At 38.7% G+C, this 21,126-nt stretch carries 18 protein-coding genes, 1 tRNA gene and 1 other annotated feature (1 of these 20 only partly in view); of the genes, 16 read left to right on the forward strand and 3 right to left on the reverse strand.

Translation table 11 applies throughout. From position 1 onward, the window contains the following. Positions 1-92 (forward strand) — a sequence feature (ribosomal protein L20 leader region) (it extends 39 nt beyond the left edge of the window). Positions 93-107: 15 nt separating this feature from the next. The 10 genes from infC to pyk all read left to right on the forward strand — a co-directional run bounded on the left by infC (position 108) and on the right by pyk (position 12,689). After that, on the forward strand, positions 108-638 hold the full coding sequence (gene infC / locus ACTO1Y_RS00835; protein WP_006149857.1) for a translation initiation factor IF-3: 531 nt from the start codon (positions 108-110) through the stop codon (positions 636-638). A gap of 33 nt (positions 639-671) precedes the next feature. After that, positions 672-872: a 50S ribosomal protein L35 gene (gene rpmI, locus ACTO1Y_RS00840; protein ID WP_001125942.1), complete on the forward strand. Its 201-nt coding sequence runs from the start codon at positions 672-674 to the stop codon at positions 870-872. Positions 873-921: 49 nt separating this feature from the next. Then, entirely contained in the window at positions 922-1,281 is a 360-nt protein-coding gene (gene rplT / locus ACTO1Y_RS00845) for a 50S ribosomal protein L20 (protein ID WP_000124834.1), read from the forward strand. Between the two features lie 157 nt (positions 1,282-1,438). Further along, complete coding sequence (locus tag ACTO1Y_RS00850; protein WP_441348007.1) at positions 1,439-3,103, forward strand: Hsp70 family protein; 1,665 nt, start codon at positions 1,439-1,441, stop codon at positions 3,101-3,103. A gap of 11 nt (positions 3,104-3,114) precedes the next feature. Beyond that, positions 3,115-5,646, forward strand: a complete 2,532-nt coding sequence (locus ACTO1Y_RS00855; RefSeq protein WP_441348008.1) for a J domain-containing protein — start codon at positions 3,115-3,117, stop codon at positions 5,644-5,646. Between the two features lie 97 nt (positions 5,647-5,743). Then, entirely contained in the window at positions 5,744-6,124 is a 381-nt protein-coding gene (gene gloA / locus ACTO1Y_RS00860) for a lactoylglutathione lyase (protein WP_441348009.1), read from the forward strand. A gap of 210 nt (positions 6,125-6,334) precedes the next feature. Next, entirely contained in the window at positions 6,335-6,769 is a 435-nt protein-coding gene (locus tag ACTO1Y_RS00865) for a hypothetical protein (protein WP_441348010.1), read from the forward strand. 157 nt (positions 6,770-6,926) lie between these two features. Next, a complete protein-coding gene (locus ACTO1Y_RS00870) occupies positions 6,927-10,028 on the forward strand; it encodes a DNA polymerase III subunit alpha (protein WP_441348011.1) in 3,102 nt (1,033 codons plus the stop codon). A gap of 81 nt (positions 10,029-10,109) precedes the next feature. Then, positions 10,110-11,117 carry a 6-phosphofructokinase gene (pfkA, locus tag ACTO1Y_RS00875; protein ID WP_303943771.1) on the forward strand — a complete coding sequence of 336 codons (1,008 nt, stop codon included), beginning with the start codon at positions 10,110-10,112 and terminating at the stop codon, positions 11,115-11,117. 66 nt (positions 11,118-11,183) lie between these two features. After that, complete coding sequence (gene pyk / locus ACTO1Y_RS00880) at positions 11,184-12,689, forward strand: pyruvate kinase (protein WP_006149824.1); 1,506 nt, start codon at positions 11,184-11,186, stop codon at positions 12,687-12,689. A 294-nt stretch (positions 12,690-12,983) separates the two neighbouring features. Here pyk and ACTO1Y_RS00885 read toward each other — a convergent pair. Beyond that, positions 12,984-13,056, reverse strand: a tRNA-Thr gene (locus tag ACTO1Y_RS00885). 107 nt (positions 13,057-13,163) lie between these two features. After that, entirely contained in the window at positions 13,164-13,913 is a 750-nt protein-coding gene (locus tag ACTO1Y_RS00890) for a lysophospholipid acyltransferase family protein (RefSeq protein WP_373113076.1), read from the reverse strand. A 131-nt stretch (positions 13,914-14,044) separates the two neighbouring features. Between ACTO1Y_RS00890 and ACTO1Y_RS00895 the strand changes: the two genes are divergently transcribed. The 5 genes from ACTO1Y_RS00895 to galE all read left to right on the forward strand — a co-directional run bounded on the left by ACTO1Y_RS00895 (position 14,045) and on the right by galE (position 20,181). Continuing rightward, entirely contained in the window at positions 14,045-16,381 is a 2,337-nt protein-coding gene (locus tag ACTO1Y_RS00895; protein ID WP_441348012.1) for a cation-translocating P-type ATPase, read from the forward strand. A gap of 101 nt (positions 16,382-16,482) precedes the next feature. Then, entirely contained in the window at positions 16,483-17,160 is a 678-nt protein-coding gene (locus ACTO1Y_RS00900) for a tRNA (adenine(22)-N(1))-methyltransferase (protein ID WP_441348013.1), read from the forward strand. Continuing rightward, positions 17,147-17,944 carry a Nif3-like dinuclear metal center hexameric protein gene (locus ACTO1Y_RS00905; protein ID WP_441348014.1) on the forward strand — a complete coding sequence of 266 codons (798 nt, stop codon included), beginning with the start codon at positions 17,147-17,149 and terminating at the stop codon, positions 17,942-17,944. Before ACTO1Y_RS00900 ends, ACTO1Y_RS00905 begins: the two co-directional genes overlap by 14 nt. Before the next feature lie 16 nt (positions 17,945-17,960). Next, a complete protein-coding gene (locus ACTO1Y_RS00910; protein WP_441348015.1) occupies positions 17,961-19,058 on the forward strand; it encodes an NAD(P)/FAD-dependent oxidoreductase in 1,098 nt (365 codons plus the stop codon). A 103-nt stretch (positions 19,059-19,161) separates the two neighbouring features. Next, the gene (gene galE, locus ACTO1Y_RS00915) at positions 19,162-20,181 is read left to right on the forward strand and encodes a UDP-glucose 4-epimerase GalE (protein ID WP_441348016.1); all 1,020 of its coding nucleotides are present in this window, start codon (positions 19,162-19,164) and stop codon (positions 20,179-20,181) included. Positions 20,182-20,389: 208 nt separating this feature from the next. Here galE and ACTO1Y_RS00920 read toward each other — a convergent pair whose 3' ends face one another. Then, a complete protein-coding gene (locus ACTO1Y_RS00920) occupies positions 20,390-20,593 on the reverse strand; it encodes a ferredoxin (protein WP_441348017.1) in 204 nt (67 codons plus the stop codon). A gap of 45 nt (positions 20,594-20,638) precedes the next feature. On the opposite strand from ACTO1Y_RS00920, the gene ACTO1Y_RS00925 reads away from it, so the two are divergent. Then, positions 20,639-21,121 carry an SAG1386/EF1546 family surface-associated protein gene (locus ACTO1Y_RS00925; protein WP_006149846.1) on the forward strand — a complete coding sequence of 161 codons (483 nt, stop codon included), beginning with the start codon at positions 20,639-20,641 and terminating at the stop codon, positions 21,119-21,121. The last annotated feature ends 5 nt before the right edge of the window (positions 21,122-21,126 follow it).

Consider the following 21,126-nt stretch of genomic DNA (forward strand, 5'->3'; position numbering starts at 1 on the left):
ACGTTGTCTGGCCCCTACAGATCAAGTTTCAGGAATGAAATATAATCATGTAGTGCGGATTTGCGTTAGCAAGTCCGCTCTTGTTTTTCTCTAAACTAAAAAAAGAGGTGAAAACCATAGCAAAGCAAGACTTATTCATCAATGATGAAATTCGTGTACGCGAAGTTCGCTTAATCGGTCTTGAAGGTGAGCAATTGGGTATCAAACCACTAAGCGAAGCGCAAGCACTTGCGGATGAAGCTAACGTGGACTTGGTTCTCATTCAGCCTCAAGCTAAACCTCCTGTTGCGAAAATTATGGACTACGGTAAGTTCAAATTTGAGTACCAGAAGAAACAAAAAGAGCAACGCAAAAAACAAAGCGTTGTGACCGTGAAAGAAGTTCGTTTGAGCCCAGTTATCGACAAGGGTGACTTCGAAACTAAACTTCGCAATGCTCGTAAGTTCCTTGAAAAAGGAAACAAAGTAAAGGTATCTATTCGCTTTAAGGGACGTATGATTACCCATAAAGAAATTGGTGCAAAAGTTTTAGCAGACTTCGCTGAAGCAACTCAAGATATTGCTATCATCGAACAACGTGCTAAAATGGATGGTCGTCAAATGTTTATGCAGTTGGCACCAGCAACTGACAAGAAATAATCTGTCAGAAAGTTAAAAAAAGGAGAAAATATCATGCCAAAACAAAAAACACACCGCGCATCAGCTAAACGTTTCAAACGTACAGGTTCTGGTGGACTTAAACGTTTCCGTGCTTACACTTCTCACCGTTTCCACGGAAAAACTAAGAAACAACGTCGTCATCTTCGTAAAGCATCTATGGTGCATTCAGGAGATTTCAAACGTATCAAAGCAATGCTTACTCGCTTGAAATAATCGCGTATTTGTAAGTAAAGAATTCTAGGAAATATTGGAGGAAATATAAATGGCACGTGTTAAAGGTGGCGTTGTATCACGCAAACGTCGTAAACGTATTCTTAAATTAGCTAAAGGTTACTATGGAGCTAAACACATCTTGTTCCGTACTGCAAAAGAACAAGTAATGAACTCTTACTACTATGCATACCGTGACCGTCGTCAAAAGAAACGTGACTTCCGCAAATTGTGGATCACACGTATCAATGCGGCAGCTCGTATGAACGGACTTTCATACTCACAATTGATGCATGGTTTGAAATTGGCTGAGATCGAAGTTAACCGTAAAATGCTTGCTGACTTGGCTGTTAACGACGCAGCAGCTTTCACAGCTCTTGCAGATGCAGCTAAAGCAAAACTTGGTAAATAATTTTAAAAGTTTCATTTCTACACTCGTAGTTTAAGCTGCTGGTGAGAATGAAGCTTTTTTTATTTTCATGGAATGATTCGTGAACTGCATTTTTAGTTTAAGAAAATAGGGCTTTTCCTGTATAATAGAAGTATGTCTAAAAAAATGGAGTTTAAAAATGATAGTAGGTATTGATTTAGGGACGACTAATTCATTGGTAGGTGTTTATCAAGAGGGTCAAGTAAAACTGATTCCAAATGCTTTTGGAGAATTTTTAACGCCATCTGTTGTTGCTTTGGACGATAACGATGAAATCATTGTAGGGAAAATTGCTAAGGAACGTTTGGTAACACATCCTGACAAAACTCTTTCCCAATTCAAACGTTTTATGGGAAGTAAACATGAATTGGTTCTAGGGGGTAGAACTTATAAAGCAGAGGAACTAAGTTCTTTTATTATTCGAAAACTAGTGGATGATGCAGAGACTTTTCTTGGTGAAAAGGTAGATGAGGTGATCGTCAGCGTACCAGCTTATTTTAATGATGCCCAACGATATGCTACAAAATTAGCAGGACAATTTGCAGGAGTTAAGATAGAGCGTATCATCAATGAACCTTCCGCAGCTGCTCTGGCAAAAAAATCTATGGGCAATCAAGAAGACCAGTCATTTGTGGTCGTCGATTTTGGTGGTGGAACGCTGGATATCTCAGTCGTAGAGTTGTTTGATAACGTTGTTGAGATTGTGTCTATCGCGGGTGATAATCGCTTGGGAGGAGAGGATTTTACTGCAGCTATTGCTGAGGAATTTTTAGCATCTAATCAATTGTCTAAGAAATCTATTTCTCGTGAGTTTTACAGTAAGATTTTGGTTCAATCTGAGAAGGCAAAATTGAATCTGAATACCAATGAAGAAGTGCAGATGTTAGTGATGGATCAGGACAAAGAATATTCCTTGAATCTGACTTATCAACGATTTTATGAGCTGTGCCAGCCATTGCTGGCTCGACTTAAGTTAGTACTAGATAGAGCCTTGATGGATGCGCGCTATAGTTATGTATCCTCCGAAAATTTTGTTCTTGTTGGTGGTACTTCTAAGCTGCGTTTAGTCCAAGATTTTCTATCTTACTGTATCGACCAAGCAGTACAGGTAGCTGATGATCCTGATAAAATGATTGCAAAAGGCTGTGTTCTTCTCGCAGGAATAAAGGAACGTCAAGGAGAGGTTCGTGATTTACTGTTGTCGGATATTTGTCCTTTCACACTTGGAACTGCAGTTGTTGGTGATCGTTTTTCTCCAATTATAGAGCGTAATTCTCCTTTACCTGCTTCACGAACAGAACAGTATTACACCGCAGAATTAGGGCAAAGCCAAGTGAAGGTAGAGGTCTACCAAGGAGAAATGATGAAGGCTTCCCAAAACTTATTTCTTGGAGAGTTGGAAGTTCCAGTCCCTGTTAATAAAAAGGCTCATGAAGGCTTTACTATTCGATTTACCTATGACCTAAATGGGATTTTGGATGTAGAAGTAACCATCGATTCAACAAAGAAAGTATTTAATCATGTTATTCTTCAAGAGAGTATTACCTTAACTGAAGATGAAATCAAGGAAAAACAAGTAGAGCTAACACGTTATAAGATTAATGCTCAAGAAACTGAAGTTTACCGTTTCTTGATTGAAAAGGCCAATCGTGTATACAGCATGCTCTTAGGTAGAAGAAGAGATGAGTTGATGGCAGAGACTAGACGTTTTGAAGAAGAAGTTAGACAGGCATCTATGTATCATTTACCAAAAATTTATCAATCATTTTCTAACTATCTAGAGTTTCTAGAGCGAGGCCTATGAGAGGGGATTGTATGGACAAATGGGAAATCTTAGGGATTGAGCCAACTCATGATGTTAAGGCTATTCGAAAACGATATTCTGAGTTAGTGAAACTTTACCATCCTGAGGACCAACCAGAAATCTATCAACAAATTGTAGAAGCCTACCAGTCTGCTTTGAGAGAAGCACGGTCTAATAGTACGAGACAAGAAACTGTTGGAAGTGGAGCTAGTTCCTATCAGCATTTCAGTAATCAAGAAGAAAAAATAGTTGCTTCTCCTCTTAATTTTGAAACTTTAAGTGAAGAGTTAACTGCTTACGAGTCGAATGCTTCTAGTCATGTCTTAGATTTTAGTGATTATCTAAAATCAGAGTATATGATTCGCAATGCGATTGAAAGTATTGTAGGGAACCCTGACTATACCGTAGAAGAACAAGAACATCTGTGGCAACAGTTTTTTAGTCAATATCGATATGATATGAGCACTGTTCAGTCTGTTTTAGAGGAAATGGATGTTTATATTTTTAACAAACCTGAGCAATTCTCTATCATCATTCCCTTGCTGGAAGACTATATTCCTGACTATAAGTACTGGGGATACTACTATAAACTAAAGCATTGGAAGGTTAAAAGAGCTACTGCCTACAAAAATGGAGAGTCTCCTGAAGAGGCAAAAAAAGAAATTTCGAAATTGTATGCTTCTTATTGTTTATGCCAAGCTATCCTTAAGGATTTTCAAAAAGCCAATCAAATTCGAGTTTGGATCAGGTTTTTCAAACAATCTTTTTCTCCTAGTACGGTTCTTTTTCTATTGAATAGCAGTAAACAAATGATTACTAGCATTCCAGTTTTGGCTTATATCTTGGAGAAGATTAAACCAGAAGTGGGTGAAGAGGACCAGAAAGCCTATGACGAGCTTGTGGCTTACTTGGAGGAATTAAAAGTAGAAACAACTGAACCAGTTGATATTCATCGTTACAATTTGCTAAATCCTTCAGATGTTGAGGAGGCATTATATCTCTTGGTCTACAGTCCATATCAAGACGATGATAGACTGGTAGACGCTTGGAATTACCTCCTTGAAACAACTCAGGATAAATCTCTCTTGCTTCAATTATTAGAGGAAATCGATGTTTATCCATTTACAAATCAAAAGGTCCTAGATCTTGTTTTTGAATTTGTGAAGAATCGTATCAATGATGAAGAAAATCCTTATCTGAAGAAATTGACTTTCTGGAAAGATGTGCATTCCTATCCTTGGGCTATCAAGAAATATGAGTTTAATAAAAAAGAGAAATTTGATTACTGGTATTACGAAGGTTATCTCTATATCGACAGCTTGTTAAAAGATGATAAACACATGAATGATTTGATGCTTTGGAAACAAGTCTATAAAGAGAAACCTCGTATTTATCCTATCTTTTTTGAACAAATTTATAAGGAGTATCACCGTTTTACAGACGGAGAAGTGTTGAAGTTTATCTTGAGTCAATTTCATACCTCTAATAACGCTCCACATTTGATGACAGAGGAGACAGACCAGAAATTAGAAGAAATGACCAGCTATGCTTATCAACTCTGTCATCCAAGTTCTAAAGTATCCTATCTTAGCTGGATAAAAAGAGAGGTGTTTAAGAATAGGCTCTTAGCTTTTATCTTTGCGACTTTAACCATTATAAGTTTGCTTCTAAGCATCTATGATGAACCTGGTTTAAATAGATGGCTTTATATAGGAATGGTTTCTCTTTACAATTACTACATGTATAGGAGACTAGACCAACCAATCAAAGAAGGACTCAATGCCCGAGGGGAAAAAATAAAATTTTATTACAATAGAAATCTTTGGGTTTTAGCAGTAATACTGCTTTCTTTTGTTCCAGTTGTTCCGCTTGGACTCATCTCTTGTCTATTATTTATAAGCATTTTTTCTTTTATTGATGGTTTCCATGTACGTCACGGTTTGAGAGTGACTGTTTCTTTAAACAAGTTAGTTCCACTTGGACTGTTTCTATCAGCTGGCTTTCTAGTTGCTTTGGCAAACCGAAGTGAAAAGATTTCAGATGTTGTGATATCTTACATTTTTATTGTGATGTTAGTTATTGGTATTCTATACTTTACAAGATTTAAAATAGGATTTCCCCCCTCGCTGAAGGAAATTATCTTTCCGACAATAATGGGTATTTTATTCTTTCAATTATTACCATTTACTCACAGTCGTATAAACCTCTTTAATCCAGTTATTCTAAGGAATGAAACTCTGAGCTTAACGTTCTTCCTCTTATTAAATGGAATCGCCTTGTCTTATTTTACAAAGGATCAGCGTTTAGTAGCTAGTGTTAAGAATATATTTATGATTTATGGATTGCAGATATTTATTTTCCTAAGACGTTTATTTAGAATCTTATTCACACCTATACCAGATTTTAGCAAAGTCTTTTTTGAAAAGGACCTTCTAATTATGAACAATGAGTTTGCTTTCTACTTCCTAGAAGTGCTCTTTGTCCTTATGTTACTATTACTTATACGAAATATTCGTAAGGAAAATCGTGAAGAACTTGGATAGCATTGAAGCAAAGAGCAAAGAATTATCCGTTCAAGTTCCTAGTAACTTTTCCTAATTAAAGGTATAATAGTACTAATAAAACGAAAGAGGTAATGATATGGCTTCAAAAATGTTACACACTTGCTTGCGAGTAGAAAATCTCGAAAAATCAATTGCTTTTTATCAAGATGCTTTTGGATTTAAGGAATTGCGTCGTAAGGATTTTCCAGACTATGCTTTTACTATTGTTTATCTAGGTCTTGATGGTGACGACTATGAATTGGAGTTGACTTACAACTATGATCATGGACCTTATGTTGTGGGTGACGGCTTTGCTCACATCGCCTTAAGCACACCTGACCTTGAGGGTCTTCATAAAGAACATAGTGAAAAAGGTTATGAAGTAACAGAACCTAAAGGACTTCCAGGAACTCAACCAAATTATTACTTCATCAAAGATCCAGATGGATACAAGATAGAAGTGATTCGTGAAAAATAATAAAAACTCCTCATTTGTCAAATTGAGTTAGACAATTTCATCTGACTCAGAAAAACTTGATACGGAGTAGTGTAGGTCATTTATGTTAGTTTCTTTCAGACAAATGTGAGCGTTTATCTGAGACTAATATAGATGGCTTTTTTCTATCTAGCTTAATGTGACAAATTGGGATATAATAAAAATAACTTAACAAATTAGTGGGAGAAAAAGATGTCAGACCAAAAACCAAATGTAGAGCTAAACAAAGAAGAAGATAAACTAATTGTAGAAAATAATTCGGTGGAAGATATGCAAAATGGTCCAAAAGCAGTCAAGAAACCCTCGATTCTTCTATCTATCTCATTTTATTTGGCACTTACCTATATTTTTCTATTTATACATTTTGCTTTATCTGCTGGTAAATGGGGAATTGTATTCTTGCTTTTTCTAGGTCCTAATTTAATTCCTTACGCTATAGCAACTGTCTTAACACAGATAGGAATCAAGAAAGTAAATAGAAATTTTTTGTATGCGAGTGCAGTATTTTATTTGCTTTCAGGACTCTTTGCATTCGCCACGGATTGGCAGATTTTTGGGATTTTTCCTTTTCTCTCCCTAGTTCTAGTTTTAATCGGTATATTTTTAACGAAAGATACAAGTAATTAAATTAAAAAAGCTAGGCGCAACTCTTCTTCGAACTTATTTCATATCATAAAACCATAGCATTTAAGGCTGTGGTTTTTTAGTTTGATAAGAACAAAAGTATCTGTTTTTCTATTTTTTAAATGGTATAATAGAGAAAGAATAAGGGAGGTGAGAAAGAATGATTGCCCAACTGGATACCAAAACTGTCTATAGTTTCATGGAGAGCATGGTTTCGATTAAGAGATATGTCAGTCAAGGGAAGGAATATGGTTATTCATCACTTGGAATCATGGATGAAGACAATCTCTATGGAGCCTATTATTTTATCAAAGAATGCCAGAAACAGGAGATTCAGCCTTTATTAGGTCTTGAGATGACTGTTCATCATCAAGATGAATGGATCAATCTACGTTTTCTAGCCCTGTCAAATCGTGGCTATCGAAACCTGATGAAGCTGTCGTCTCTAAAGATGACAGGTAAAAAAGATTGGACTGACTTTTCTCCTTACCTGGAGGATATCTGTGTCATTGTTCCCTATTATCCTGAGATTGTTGGCTTAGATTTGGGATATGACTACTATATCGGGGTTTATCCAGATACACCTCAATCGAATTTTTCTCACCCCATCCTCCCGCTTTATCGTGTTAATTCTTTCGAACCTGAGGATTTGGAAGCCCTACAGATGCTTAAAGCGATTAAGGAAAACGTGACCTTGAGGGAGGTTGATGTTCAATCTCAACAGGGCTTGTTTTTGCCTACTGACCGTTTAGAACAGGTTTTTCAAGAGAAGTTTCCACAAGCACTCGAAAACTTAGCAAGATTGACCAAGGGGACTTCCTACGAGATTGATAGTAGTCTCAAGCTTCCTCGTTTTAATCCGGAGAGACCAGCTGTTGAGGAATTAAGGGAGAGAGCTGTTAAGGGCTTGGAGCAAAAAGGCTTGCTAGATTTTGTCTATCAGAATCGTTTAGAAGAAGAGCTATCTGTGATTCATGATATGGGATTCGATGACTATTTTTTAGTTGTCTGGGACCTATTGCGTTTTGGTCGGTCTCAGGGATATTACATGGGAATGGGACGTGGTTCTGCGGTAGGAAGTTTAGTAGCTTACGCTTTAGATATTACAGGGATTGATCCTGTAGCTAAGAATCTCATCTTTGAGCGTTTCTTGAATCGTGAACGTTACACCATGCCAGATATCGATATTGATATCCCTGATATCTATCGCCCTGAATTTATTCGTTATGTTCGTGACCGTTATGGTAGTATCCACGCTGCGCAGATTGTCACTTACTCGACCTTTGGTGCTAAGCAGGCCATCCGAGATATTTTTAAACGGTATGGTGTCCCTGAGTACGAATTGACGGCCATTACGAAAAAAATAGGATCTAAAGATACTCTTACTACAGCTTATGAAGGCAATCTAGGTTTTAGACAACTTATTCAGAGTAAGATGGAGTACCAAAAGGCTTTTGAAATTGCTAAGAAGATAGAAGGCTATCCTCGACAAACTTCTATCCATGCAGCTGGTGTCGTTATCAGTGATAAAAATCTAACAGATTATATTCCGCTCAAGTATGGAGAGGATATGCTGATTACCCAGTATGATGCCCATGGAGTTGAAGGAAATGGTTTGCTCAAGATGGACTTCTTGGGTCTTCGAAACCTAACCTTCGCTCAAAAAATGCAGGAGCTCTTATATGAAACTCAAGGAGTTCCACTAAGAATAGAGGACATAAACCTTGAGGATAAAGAAACTTTAGCCCTCTTTGCAGCTGGGAAGACCAAGGGGATCTTTCAGTTTGAACAACCTGGTGCCATTCGCTTATTGAAGCGCGTGAAACCAGAAAACTTTGAAGAAGTAGTGGCAACGACTTCCCTCAACAGGCCAGGTGCAAGTGACTATATCGATAACTTTGTGGCCAGAAAACATGGCAAAGAAAAAGTTACAGTACTTGATCCTATACTAGAAGATATTTTAGCTCCGACCTATGGCATCATGCTTTACCAAGAACAGGTGATGCAAGTAGCTCAACGCTATGCAGGTTTCAGTCTTGGAAAAGCCGATATCTTGCGTCGTGCTATGGGAAAAAAGAATGCTACCGAGATGCATCGAATGGAGGAGAGTTTTATCCAAGGTGCACTTGAAAATGGGCATAGCAAAGAACAGGCTCAAGAAGTTTTTGCTGTCATGGAAAAATTTGCTGGTTACGGTTTTAACCGTTCGCATGCTTATGCATATGCAGCTTTAGCTTTTCAGCTTGCCTACTTTAAAACACATTACCCTGCTATCTTTTATCAGGTCATGCTCAATTATGCGAGTGGAGATTATATTCTCGATGCGCTTGAACTGGGCTTTGAACTGGTTCCTCTTTCAATCAATACAATTCCATATCAGGATAAACTGACAGATAAGACGGTGTATTTGGGGCTTAAAAGCATTAAGGGAACGCCTCGTGACTTTGCTTATTGGATAATCGAGAATCGTCCTTTTAGCAGTGTCGAAGATTTTGTCACACGACTCCCCAAAAATTATCAGAAACTAAGCCTCCTAACTCCTTTAGTAGAAGTTGGCCTCTTTGATGGATTTGATAAAAATCGGCAAAAGATTTTAGCAAATCTACCAACTCTATTTATTTTTGTAGAAGAGTTAGGTAGCCTCTTTGCTGATTCTAGCTATAGCTGGACAGAGACAGAGGATTTCTCTAATATTGAAAAATTCAAAAAAGAACAAGAATGGTTAGGAGTTGGAGTTAGTCAACATCCATTGTTGGTCTTAGCAAAGAATCCCTTGTATCCAATTGTGAGTTTGGCTGAACTTTCTGAAGGACAGACAGCTACAGTGCTTGTTGAGGTTCAATCTATCCGAGTGATTCGAACTAAAAAAGGTGAAAATATGGCCTTTTTGAAAGTAAGTGATAGTAAGACAAATTTGGAAGTTACTGTTTTTTCTGATCAGTATCGCCAATTTAAAAATCTCTTACATGAAGGAAGATTTTACTACCTAAATGGAAAAGTACAGGCAAGAGATGGTCGTCTTCAATTAGTGTTAAATAATCTAAAAGAAGCAGTGAGTGAACGTTTTTGGATTCAAGTTGCTAATCATAACCATGATTCTGAAATTTATCATATTTTAAAGCAATACAAGGGACAAATTCCTGTCGTTATTCGCTATGAGGATGAACAAAAAAATGTCCTTTTACCAGGTTATTTTGTAGCAAAAGACGCAAGCTTACAAGAATCTTTAAGTCAAATGACAATGAAAACGATTTATCGTTAAAAATCAATGAAAATAAAAGAATTTTAACTTTAAATATGGTATAATCAGTTAGAATGTTAAAAGAAAAAGGAGCAAAACCAAATGAAACGTATTGCTGTATTGACTAGTGGTGGAGACGCCCCTGGTATGAATGCTGCCATCCGCGCTGTTGTTCGTCAAGCAATCTCAGAAGGAATGGAAGTTTTCGGTATCTATGATGGATACGCTGGTATGGTTGCTGGTGAGATTTATCCACTTGATGCTGCTTCAGTGGGAGACATCATTTCACGTGGTGGTACTTTCCTTCACTCTGCTCGTTACCCTGAGTTTGCACAACTTGAAGGTCAACTAAAAGGGATTGAGCAGTTGAAAAAACATGGTATCGAAGGTGTCGTAGTTATCGGTGGTGATGGTTCTTATCATGGAGCTATGCGCTTGACTGAGCATGGATTCCCTGCTATTGGACTTCCAGGTACAATCGATAACGATATCGTAGGTACTGACTTTACAATCGGATTTGATACTGCAGTTATGACTGCAATGGACGCGATCGATAAGATTCGTGATACATCATCAAGTCACCGTCGTACTTTCGTAGTTGAAGTAATGGGACGTAACGCTGGAGATATTGCTCTTTGGGCAGGTATCGCGACTGGTGCTGACGAAATCATCATCCCTGAAGAAGGTTTCAAATTTGAAGATATCGTAGCAAGTATCAAAGCTGGTTATGAGCACGGTAAAAAACACAACATTATCGTTTTGGCAGAAGGTGTTATGTCAGCGGCTGAATTTGGTCAAAAACTAAAAGAAGCTGGAGATACAAGTGACCTTCGTGTAACAGAACTTGGTCACATCCAACGTGGTGGTTCACCAACTGCTCGTGACCGTGTATTGGCGTCACGTATGGGTGCACACGCTGTTAAACTCCTTAAACAAGGAATCGGTGGTGTCGCTGTCGGTATTCGTAACGAGAAAATGGTTGAAAATCAAATTCTAGGAACAGCAGAAGAAGGAGCTTTGTTTAGCTTAACAGCTGATGGTAAGATCGTTGTCAATAACCCTCACAAAGCTGATATTGAACTTTCTGACTTGAACAAGAGCTTGTCATAATCAATTTTCATAAATCTGGTAAAATGACCATAAAAGGTCGAATTATATAAAGGAGTCACAAAAATCATGAACAAACGTGTAAAAATCGTTGCAACTTTGGGTCCTGCGGTAGAAATCCGTGGTGGTAAAAAATTCGGTGATGACGGATACTGGGGTGAAAAACTTGACGTTGAAGCTTCAGCTAAAAACATTGCTCAATTGATTGAAGCAGGAGCTAACACTTTCCGTTTCAACTTCTCACACGGTGACCACCAAGAACAAGGTGACCGTATGGCAACTGTTAAACTCGCAGAAAAACTTGCAGGTAAAAAAGTTGGTTTCCTTCTTGATACTAAAGGACCAGAAATCCGTACAGAATTGTTCGAAGGCGATGCAAAAGAGTATTCATACAAAACTGGTGAAAAAATCCGTGTTGCAACTAAACAAGGAATCAAATCAACTCGTGAAGTGATTGCTTTGAACGTTGCTGGAGCTCTTGACATCTATGATGACGTTGAAGTTGGTCGCCAAGTATTGGTTGACGATGGTAAACTTGGTCTTCGTGTTGTAGAAAAAGACGATGCAACTCGTGAATTTGTAGTTGAAGTTGAAAACGACGGTGTGATCGCTAAACAAAAAGGTGTAAACATCCCTAACACAAAAATTCCTTTCCCAGCTCTTGCTGAACGTGATAACGCTGATATCCGCTTCGGTCTTGAACAAGGTATCAACTTCATCGCGATTTCATTCGTACGTACTGCAAAAGACGTGAACGAAGTTCGTGCTATCTGTGAAGAAACTGGTAACGGTCACGTTCAATTGTTCGCTAAGATCGAAAACCAACAAGGTATCGATAACTTGGACGAAATCATTGAAGCTGCTGACGGTATCATGATCGCTCGTGGTGACATGGGTATCGAAGTACCATTTGAAATGGTTCCAGTTTACCAAAAAATGATCATCACTAAAGTGAACGCTGCTGGTAAAGTTGTTATCACTGCAACAAACATGCTTGAAACAATGACTGAAAAACCACGTGCGACTCGTTCAGAAGTATCAGACGTATTTAACGCTGTTATCGACGGAACTGACGCTACTATGCTTTCAGGTGAGTCTGCAAATGGTAAATACCCACTTGAGTCTGTTCGTACAATGGCTACAATCGACAAGAACGCTCAAACTCTTCTTAACGAATACGGACGTTTGAACTCAGATTCATTTGAACGTAACTCTAAGACAGAAGTTATGGCTTCAGCAGTTAAAGATGCTACAAACTCAATGGACATCAAATTGGTTGTAACTCTTACTAAGACTGGTCACACAGCACGTTTGATTTCTAAATACCGTCCAAATGCTGATATCTTGGCATTGACATTTGACGAATTGACAGAACGTGGATTGATGTTGAACTGGGGTGTTATCCCAATGTTGACAGAAACTCCATCATCAACTGATGACATGTTTGAAATTGCTGAACGTAAAGCAGTTGAAGCAGGTCTTGTACAATCTGGTGACGATATCGTTATCGTAGCAGGTGTGCCACTTGGTGAAGCAGTTCGTACAAACACTATGCGTATCCGTACTGTACGTTAATCAAAAAATAAAAACCTATCACATCAAGCGTTCGCGCTTGGGTGATAGGCTTTTTTTTCTATCTGAACTATAAAAGATTTAAAAAAAAGCTTTCTGGAAAACCAGAAAGCATGAGAGGCATCTCCATGTGAGAAACCGGTTCACACAATTTCTCAAGGTCCGCTCCTGCGTTAACGACCTCCTTTGCGCAATTGTAGCTCTCGCTACATATCGACTCATCGCAGATTTTATTTTACTATAGGGGCAATACTTTGTCAAGAAAAAACAGTTCCTAAAAAAGGAACTGATAAATGATGCTAATTGCCGGGATCGAACCGGCGACCTCATCCTTACCATGGATGCGCTCTGCCTACTGAGCTAAATCAGCTTACCAAGAAAGTATACTATAGATTTAGGCTTTTGTCAATATGTTGAAGAGTATCTTAACTCATTGAAAAAAGCCCAAGTAATCAACTTAGGCTTGTGAAGATTGGATTATTGTAGTTGTTTTCTCTTTTTGTCTGGGTCCCAAACAAAACTTGCTACAAAGGTAAAGAGAATTGTCAGAATTCCGATAACAATTGCGAGAATCAAGGCAGGGATACGGATGAACCACCAGAGTGGATTTGGTTTTTTGTTATTGTGCCATTGTTTTGTTTCTTCATCTAAACGTTGAAATTCAGATTGGATACGGTCTGCAACCATCTCAATTCCTTCATCATTCATCTTTTTAATATCAGAGATATCAATCGGATTTCCGAAGTTCATATCAATACGTTCACGGCTGACAAGCCCTTTTAGAGTCATAGGACCAGTATAGGTAACAGGCATGATGCGAACCTTGGCCATCTTTGCAATGAGAGCTACACCACCCTTAACATCATTGGAATGACGACTACCGCTTGGAAACATAATTAGTGAACGATTACTTTTTTTAAGAACATTGATTGGATACTTGATGGCAGAAGAATTTGGATTTTCTCGGTCAATCGGGAAGGCGCCACACATGCGAATCCACCAACCAAAGATACGATTTGAAAAGAGTTCTTTTTTGGCCATAAAGACAAATTGTTTCGGTTTTGTTGCAAAAGCCATGTAGACTGGATCCCACCAAGTACGGTGTGGGGCAACAAGGATATAGTTCTCATCTAAACTTGGAATTTTTTCAGTATTGTGAAAGTGAGCATTTCCATTGATCGACCATAAAATCAACATAACTAGCCCACGTAGATAAGTATAAAACATGGTGTCTCCTTCAGTTTTCTTTCTTTTATTATACCCTATCATAGTAGGACAGGCAAATGTTTTTTGTAAAGGCTGAAAAGCTCTTTATTTGAAATTAGAATTATTCAAAAAAAAATGATATGATAGAATTTATGGATAAAAATAAAATTATGGGCTTAAGCCAATCAGAAGTTAAAGATCGTCAGAAACAGGGACAGGTCAATGATTTCAAAGCTTCAGCTAGTACCAGTACCTGGCAGATTATAAAGCGAAATGTCTTTACTTTATTCAATGCATTAAACTTTGCCATCGCCTTAGCGCTCGCTTTTGTTCAAGCATGGAGCAACTTGGTCTTCTTTGCGGTTATCTGTTTTAATGCTTTTTCAGGAATTGTAACTGAATTACGTGCCAAGCATATGGTTGATAAACTCAATCTCTTGAATAAAGAAAAGATTACGACTATTCGTGATGGACAAGAGATCGCTTTGGACCCTGAAGAGCTTGTTTTGGATGATGTGATACGCTTGTCTGCAGGGGATCAGATTCCAAGTGATGCGATTGTATTAGAAGGCTTTGCAGAAGTCAATGAAGCCATGTTAACAGGCGAGAGTGACCTGGTACAAAAAGAAGTCGAAGACTTGATACTGTCAGGAAGCTTTCTTGCAAGTGGGTCTGTCTTTGCACAGGTTCATCATGTTGGAGCAGACAACTATGCTGCTAAACTCATGCTTGAAGCTAAGACCGTTAAACCAATCAATTCCCGTATCATGAAATCACTTGATCAACTTGCAGGCTTTACTGGGAAAATCATCATTCCATTTGGAATTGCCCTCTTGCTTGAAGCTTTGGTCTTAAAAGGTTTACCCCTTAAATCTTCTGTAGTGAATTCTTCTACAGCTCTTTTGGGGATGTTACCTAAGGGAATCGCACTTTTGACCATTACCTCTCTTTTAACCGCTGTTATCAAGCTAGGTTTGAAGAAGGTCTTGGTGCAGGAGATGTATTCTGTTGAAACCCTTGCACGCGTGGATATGCTTTGTTTGGATAAAACAGGTACCATCACTCAAGGGAAGATGCAGGTTGAGACTGTTCTTCCTCTGACCCAGGCTTATGACAAGGATGCTATTGCAAAAATACTAACCAGCTATATGGCACACAGTGAGGATAAAAATCCAACTGCTCAAGCTATTCGAAAGCGTTTTACGGGAGAGGTAGCCTATCCGATGATTTCTAGTCTTCCATTTTCTAGTGATCGAAAATGGGGAGCGATGGAATTGGAAGGTCTCGGAACTGTTTTCTTAGGTGCACCTGAGATGTTGTTGGATGCTGAAGTTCCTGAAGCTAGGGAAGCTCTTGAACGAGGGTCTCGTGTCTTAGTTTTGGCTCTAAGTCAAGAAAAGCTTGACCACCACAAAACGCAGAAACCATCGGATATGCAAGCCTTGGCTCTGCTTGAGATTCTAGATCCTATCCGAGAAGGGGCTGCTGAAACTTTAGACTATCTACGTTCTCAGGAAGTAGGGTTGAAAATTATATCTGGTGATAATCCAGTTACCGTTTCAAGTATTGCTCAAAAAGCAGGTTTTGCAGATTATCATAGCTATGTAGATTGTTCAAAAATCACGGACGAGGAATTGATTGCTATGGCTGAGGAGACAGCGATTTTTGGACGTGTCTCGCCTCATCAAAAGAAACTGATTATCCAAACTCTGAAAAAAGCAGGTCATACTACTGCCATGACAGGAGATGGTGTCAATGATATCCTTGCTCTCCGCGAGGCAGATTGTTCCATCGTGATGGCTGAAGGAGATCCAGCGACTCGTCAGATTGCAAATCTGGTTCTCTTGAACTCAGACTTTAATGATGTTCCTGAGATACTCTTTGAGGGTCGTCGTGTAGTTAATAATATAGCTCACATTGCTCCAATTTTCTTGATTAAGACCATCTATTCATTCTTATTGGCAATCATCTGTATTGCAAGTGCATTGTTAGGTCGTACTGAATGGATTTTGATTTTCCCGTTTATCCCGATTCAGATTACCATGATTGACCAGTTTGTGGAAGGTTTCCCGCCGTTCGTATTGACCTTTGAACGAAATATCAAACCTGTGGAACAAAACTTCCTCAGAAAGTCCATGCTTCGTGCTTTACCAAGTGCCTTGATGGTAGTCTTTAGCGTTCTATTTATTAAAATTTTTGGAACAAGTCAAGGTTGGTCAGCCATTGAAATTTCAACACTTCTGTATTATCTACTGGCATCGATTGGTTTCATGTCTGTAGTTAGAGCTTGTTTGCCATTTAGTCTGTGGCGTGTCCTCTTGATTATTTGGTCAGTTGGTGGCTTCCTTGGAACAGCTCTATTTCCAAAAATTCAAAAATTGCTTGAAATTTCAACACTTACAGGACAAACATTACCTGTCTATGGCATTATGATGGTCATATTTGCTGTCATTTTCATCCTGACAAGTCGTTATCAAGCTAGAAGATAAAGAAAGGCTGCAATCCTTGATTGCGGTCTTTTTTAGGTACAGGATTGCTAGATAAAATATGGTATAATAAAGGGAAATAGAGTTTTTGAAAGTGAGAGAAGATGATTTCAAAGAGATTAGAAACGGTAGCTTCCTTTGTACCTCAAGGAGCCGTTTTGCTAGATGTAGGAAGCGATCATGCTTATCTACCTATTGAATTGGTTGAAAAAGGTCACATCAAGCGTGCCATTGCAGGAGAAGTTGTAGAAGGTCCCTATCAATCTGCAGTTACAAATGTTGAAAGTCATGGTTTGACTGAGAAAATTCAGGTTCGTTTAGCCAATGGTTTAGCAGCTTTCGAAGAAAGTGACCAGGTCTCTGTCATCACTATTGCTGGAATGGGTGGTCGTTTGATTGCTACGATTTTGGAAGAGGGATTAGGTAAACTAGCCAATGTTGAGCGTTTGATTCTTCAACCGAATAATCGTGAAGACGAGTTACGTAGTTGGCTACAAGAGCATGGTTTTCAAATCATAGCAGAAAGTATCCTAGAAGAAGCTGGGAAATTCTATGAGATCATAGTTGCAGAAGCTGGCGAAATGAAGCTATCAGCTACTGATGTTCGGTTTGGCCCCTTCTTGTCCAAAGAAGGCAGTCCAGTCTTCATCCAAAAATGGAAAAAAGAAGCTGCTAAGCTTGAGTTTGCCCTTAGTCAAATTCCAGAAAAAAATCAAGAAGAACGTCAGGTTCTAGTAGATAAAATTCAAGCCATCAAGGAGGTGCTCCATGAAAGCAAGTGAAGTGATTAAGCGTTATGAAGCCTATTGTCCTCAAGAATTTTCTATGGAAGGCGATAGTCGTGGACTGCAAATTGGAGCCTTAGATAAGGAAATTCAAAAGGTCATGGTTGCTCTTGATATCCGTGAAGAGACAGTCGCTGAAGCTATTGAAAAGGGTGTTGATTTGATTATCGTTAAGCACGCCCCTATCTTTCGTCCAATCAAGGATTTGGTAGCTAGTCGTCCTCAAAATCAAATTTACATCAATCTCATCAAGAACGATATTGCCGTCTATGTTAGCCATACTAATATCGATATTGTTGAAAATGGTCTTAATGATTGGTTCTGCCAACTTTTGGGTATTGAGGATACAACTTATTTGCAGGAAACAGGTCCTGAACGTGGGATTGGCCGTATTGGAACTATTAGACCTCAAACATTTAAGGAATTTGCTGACCATGTTAAGGAAGTCTTTGGTCTAGATAGCCTTCGTATGGTGTATTATCATGAGAGTGATTTGCAAAAAACAATCTCAAGAGTGGCTATCTGTGGTGGCAGTGGGCAATCTTTCTATTCTGATGCTTTAGCAAAAGGAGCAGATCTTTATATCACTGGTGATATTTATTATCATACTGCCCAAGATATGCTGTCAGATGGTTTGTTAGCTCTGGATCCGGGACACTATATCGAAGTGCTTTTTGTCGAAAGAATCGCAGCGCTCTTGAACGAATGGAAGAAAGAGAATGCTTGGTCTCTCGAAGTTGTCGCAAGTCAAGCTTCTACCAATCCATTCCATCATATCTAGTTAGAAGGTAAAGACAATGAAAAAAGTTGCCATTGTAGGAGCAGGGATTGTAGGGGCAACTGCCGCCTACTACCTCTCTAAAGAAGCAGATATCGAAGTAACGGTTTTTGATCATGGAAAGGGCCAAGCAACTAAGGCCGCAGCAGGAATTATTAGTCCCTGGTTCTCTAAACGACGTAATAAAGCTTGGTACAAGATGGCTCGCCTAGGAGCGGACTTTTATGTAGATTTATTAGCTGACTTAGAAAAAATTGGTCAAAAGGTTGATTTCTACCAGCGCTCAGGAGTCTTCCTTCTCAAAAAAGATGATTCCAAGCTCGAGGAACTCTATGACTTAGCCTTGCAACGTAGAGATGAATCTCCCTTAATTGGCGAATTAGCCATTTTGGACCAAGCTGCTGCAAGCAGCCTATTCCCTGGTCTAAAGGGATTTGAGAGATTGCTCTATGCTTCTGGAGGAGCTCGAGTAGATGGCCAACTTTTAGTTAGTCGCTTGCTTGAAGCCAGTCAAGTGAAGGTGATAAAGAAAGAGGTCAGTCTAAAATCTCTATCATCAGGCTATCAAATAGACAATCATGTTTTTGATCAAGTCATATTGTCTACGGGAGCTTGGCTTGGTCACATTTTGGAACCTTTAGGCTATGAAGTTGATGTTCGTCCTCAAAAGGGGCAACTCCGAGATTACCAAGTGGAACAAGACATGGGAGCTTATCCTGTAGTTATGCCTGAAGGTGAGTGGGATTTGATACCATTTCCTGGAGGCAAGTTATCTCTAGGAGCTACTCATGAAAATGATATGGGCTTTGACTTGACAGTGGATGAAACCTTGCTCGATCAAATGGTTGTGGCGGCGAGTACATTTTATCCAGCCATGGCTGAGGAAATTTCATCTGGTGAACGTGTGGGGATTCGTGCTTATACAAGTGATTTCTCTCCATTTTTCGGACAGGTTCCCAACTTATCAGGAGTCTATACAGCAAGTGGTTTAGGATCTTCAGGTTTAACGACTGGTCCTATTATCGGTTATCATCTAGCTCAAATGGTTCAAGGGAGAAGTGGAGTATTAAATCCAGCAGATTATCCGACTGAAAGATACATTAAAAAGAAACAATAGTAAATCTTTTACTTAGATTTTACGATAGTGTTAGGAAAGTAAATGACTTTTCCTATCAAAAATGGTAAAATGAAAAAAATAATCCAGGAATTGAGGAAATGAAATGCAAGAAAAAATTCTGGTAACAGGTGGAGCAGGTTTTATCGGAACTCACACTGTCATCGAACTGGTCCAAGCTGGACACCAAGTAGTTGTCGTGGATAATTTGGTCAATAGTAGCCGTAAAAGTCTTGAAGTAGTCGAAAGAATCACTGGGGTAGAAATTCCTTTTTACGAAGCTGATATTCGTGATACAGATACACTTCGTGATATTTTCAAACATGAAGAACCAACAGGTGTAATTCATTTTGCAGGTTTGAAAGCTGTTGGTGAGTCAACTCGTATCCCGTTGACCTACTATGATAACAATATTGCAGGTACTCTCAGTCTCTTGAAAGTCATGGAGGAGACAAATTGTAAAAATATCATCTTTAGCTCATCAGCAACAGTATATGGAGATCCTCATACAGTTCCAATCTTAGAAGATTTCCCACTTTCAGCTACTAACCCTTATGGTCGTACCAAGCTAATGCTTGAAGAAATCTTGACAGATATCTATAAAGCCGATTCAGAATGGAACGTTGTGTTGCTTCGTTATTTCAACCCAATTGGAGCTCATAAGAGTGGTGACTTAGGTGAAAATCCAAACGGTATTCCAAACAACCTTTTGCCATATGTGACACAAGTTGCAGTTGGTAAGTTGGAACAAGTTCAAGTATTTGGGGATGACTACGATACTGAAGATGGAACAGGTGTACGTGACTATATCCACGTTGTTGATCTTGCGAAAGGACACGTTGCAGCACTTAAGAAACTTCAAAAGGCTTCAGGTCTAAATATTTATAATCTTGGTACAGGAAAAGGTTACTCTGTTCTTGAAATTATCCAAAATATGGAAAAAGCTGTTGGTCGCCCAATTCCTTACCGAATTGTTGAACGTCGCCCAGGTGATATTGCAGCTTGCTACTCAGATCCAGCAAAAGCTAAGGCAGAGCTCGGTTGGGAAGCAGAACTTGGTATTACAGAGATGTGTGAGGATGCATGGCGTTGGCAAAGTCAGCATCCAAATGGATTTGAAGATTAAATAAAAAGAGGTATTATAGAAAAAAGAGGAAGAAATTCCTCTTTTTTAACAATCAATAGAAAATAGCAACTAAAAATCCATCAGTTATAAAAATGTTTAACGAACAATTAAAATAGAATAAAATAAGTCTGTAAAAAGACTATAAATTTCTATAAAAATATGCTAAACTAGAGGGAGTGGAAAATAGAGGTCTATGCTCCACCAAAATTTAAGATTCATCTTTGATCAGAGCGCGGGTAGGGCAATTTTTAACGGCTTCTAAAACATCGTCGCTGCAAGTGATTTCTCTCTCTAATTGCTCAGAATCATCGAAAAAACGGACGATGCCATTATCATGGTAATCAAATAAATCCGAATAAGTTTGGCAAAGCCCACAGGCAATGCAGCGTTCAGGTATAAGCATAATTTTCATATTTACATTGTAATAAGAAATTAAAAAAAACTCAAGGAGTAAGGTATGGAAAAGGAACCGTGGCAAGAAGATATTTATGAAAACCAGGAAGAAGAAACAAGAACAGAACGTCGCCATCGTAATCAATATGATTCAGGTATCTTGGCTAATCATATTTTAACTGTTTTAGCAATTATTTTCTTTGTGATTGTTGTTGGGATGATAGTCGTACTAGTTTACTTGTCATCTGGTGGAAGTGACCGCACTTCGACATTGAAAGATTTTTATGATTCTTCAGCTCCAAAAGTAGAAGAAGTTACAACAGTGGCTACTACTGCTCAGTCAACAGAAGCAGAGACAACTCAACAAGAACATACAGAGGCGCATACTGATTCTGAAGGAACTATTACAGTTTTGCCAGGAGAAGGGGAAGCAGCGATTGCAGCTCGAGCAGGGATTTCTATTGCTCAACTTGAAGCTTTGAATCCTGGTCATATGTCTACTGGGACTTGGTTTGCAAATCCTGGTGATGTCCTTAAGACAAGATAGGAGTA

It is taken from the genome of Streptococcus sp. V728 (assembly GCF_052077995.1).
Taxonomy (GTDB): domain Bacteria; phylum Bacillota; class Bacilli; order Lactobacillales; family Streptococcaceae; genus Streptococcus; species Streptococcus infantis_B.

What these genes read in the sequence shown, in the direction of transcription:
- ACTO1Y_RS00895 (WP_441348012.1), top strand. Translation starts at nt 14,045, where the DNA reads ATGGATAAAAATAAAATTATGGGCTTAAGCCAATCAGAAGTTAAAGAT.
- rplT (WP_000124834.1), top strand. Translation starts at nt 922, where the DNA reads ATGGCACGTGTTAAAGGTGGCGTTGTATCACGCAAACGTCGTAAACGT.
- ACTO1Y_RS00910 (WP_441348015.1), top strand. Translation starts at nt 17,961, where the DNA reads ATGAAAAAAGTTGCCATTGTAGGAGCAGGGATTGTAGGGGCAACTGCC.
- ACTO1Y_RS00870 (WP_441348011.1), top strand. Translation starts at nt 6,927, where the DNA reads ATGATTGCCCAACTGGATACCAAAACTGTCTATAGTTTCATGGAGAGC.
- gloA (WP_441348009.1), top strand. Translation starts at nt 5,744, where the DNA reads ATGGCTTCAAAAATGTTACACACTTGCTTGCGAGTAGAAAATCTCGAA.
- pyk (WP_006149824.1), top strand. Translation starts at nt 11,184, where the DNA reads ATGAACAAACGTGTAAAAATCGTTGCAACTTTGGGTCCTGCGGTAGAA.
- ACTO1Y_RS00855 (WP_441348008.1), top strand. Translation starts at nt 3,115, where the DNA reads ATGGACAAATGGGAAATCTTAGGGATTGAGCCAACTCATGATGTTAAG.
- rpmI (WP_001125942.1), top strand. Translation starts at nt 672, where the DNA reads ATGCCAAAACAAAAAACACACCGCGCATCAGCTAAACGTTTCAAACGT.
- ACTO1Y_RS00865 (WP_441348010.1), top strand. Translation starts at nt 6,335, where the DNA reads ATGTCAGACCAAAAACCAAATGTAGAGCTAAACAAAGAAGAAGATAAA.
- ACTO1Y_RS00920 (WP_441348017.1), bottom strand. Translation starts at nt 20,593, where the DNA reads ATGAAAATTATGCTTATACCTGAACGCTGCATTGCCTGTGGGCTTTGC.
- ACTO1Y_RS00925 (WP_006149846.1), top strand. Translation starts at nt 20,639, where the DNA reads ATGGAAAAGGAACCGTGGCAAGAAGATATTTATGAAAACCAGGAAGAA.
- ACTO1Y_RS00900 (WP_441348013.1), top strand. Translation starts at nt 16,483, where the DNA reads ATGATTTCAAAGAGATTAGAAACGGTAGCTTCCTTTGTACCTCAAGGA.
- galE (WP_441348016.1), top strand. Translation starts at nt 19,162, where the DNA reads ATGCAAGAAAAAATTCTGGTAACAGGTGGAGCAGGTTTTATCGGAACT.
- pfkA (WP_303943771.1), top strand. Translation starts at nt 10,110, where the DNA reads ATGAAACGTATTGCTGTATTGACTAGTGGTGGAGACGCCCCTGGTATG.
- ACTO1Y_RS00850 (WP_441348007.1), top strand. Translation starts at nt 1,439, where the DNA reads ATGATAGTAGGTATTGATTTAGGGACGACTAATTCATTGGTAGGTGTT.
- ACTO1Y_RS00890 (WP_373113076.1), bottom strand. Translation starts at nt 13,913, where the DNA reads ATGTTTTATACTTATCTACGTGGGCTAGTTATGTTGATTTTATGGTCG.
- ACTO1Y_RS00905 (WP_441348014.1), top strand. Translation starts at nt 17,147, where the DNA reads ATGAAAGCAAGTGAAGTGATTAAGCGTTATGAAGCCTATTGTCCTCAA.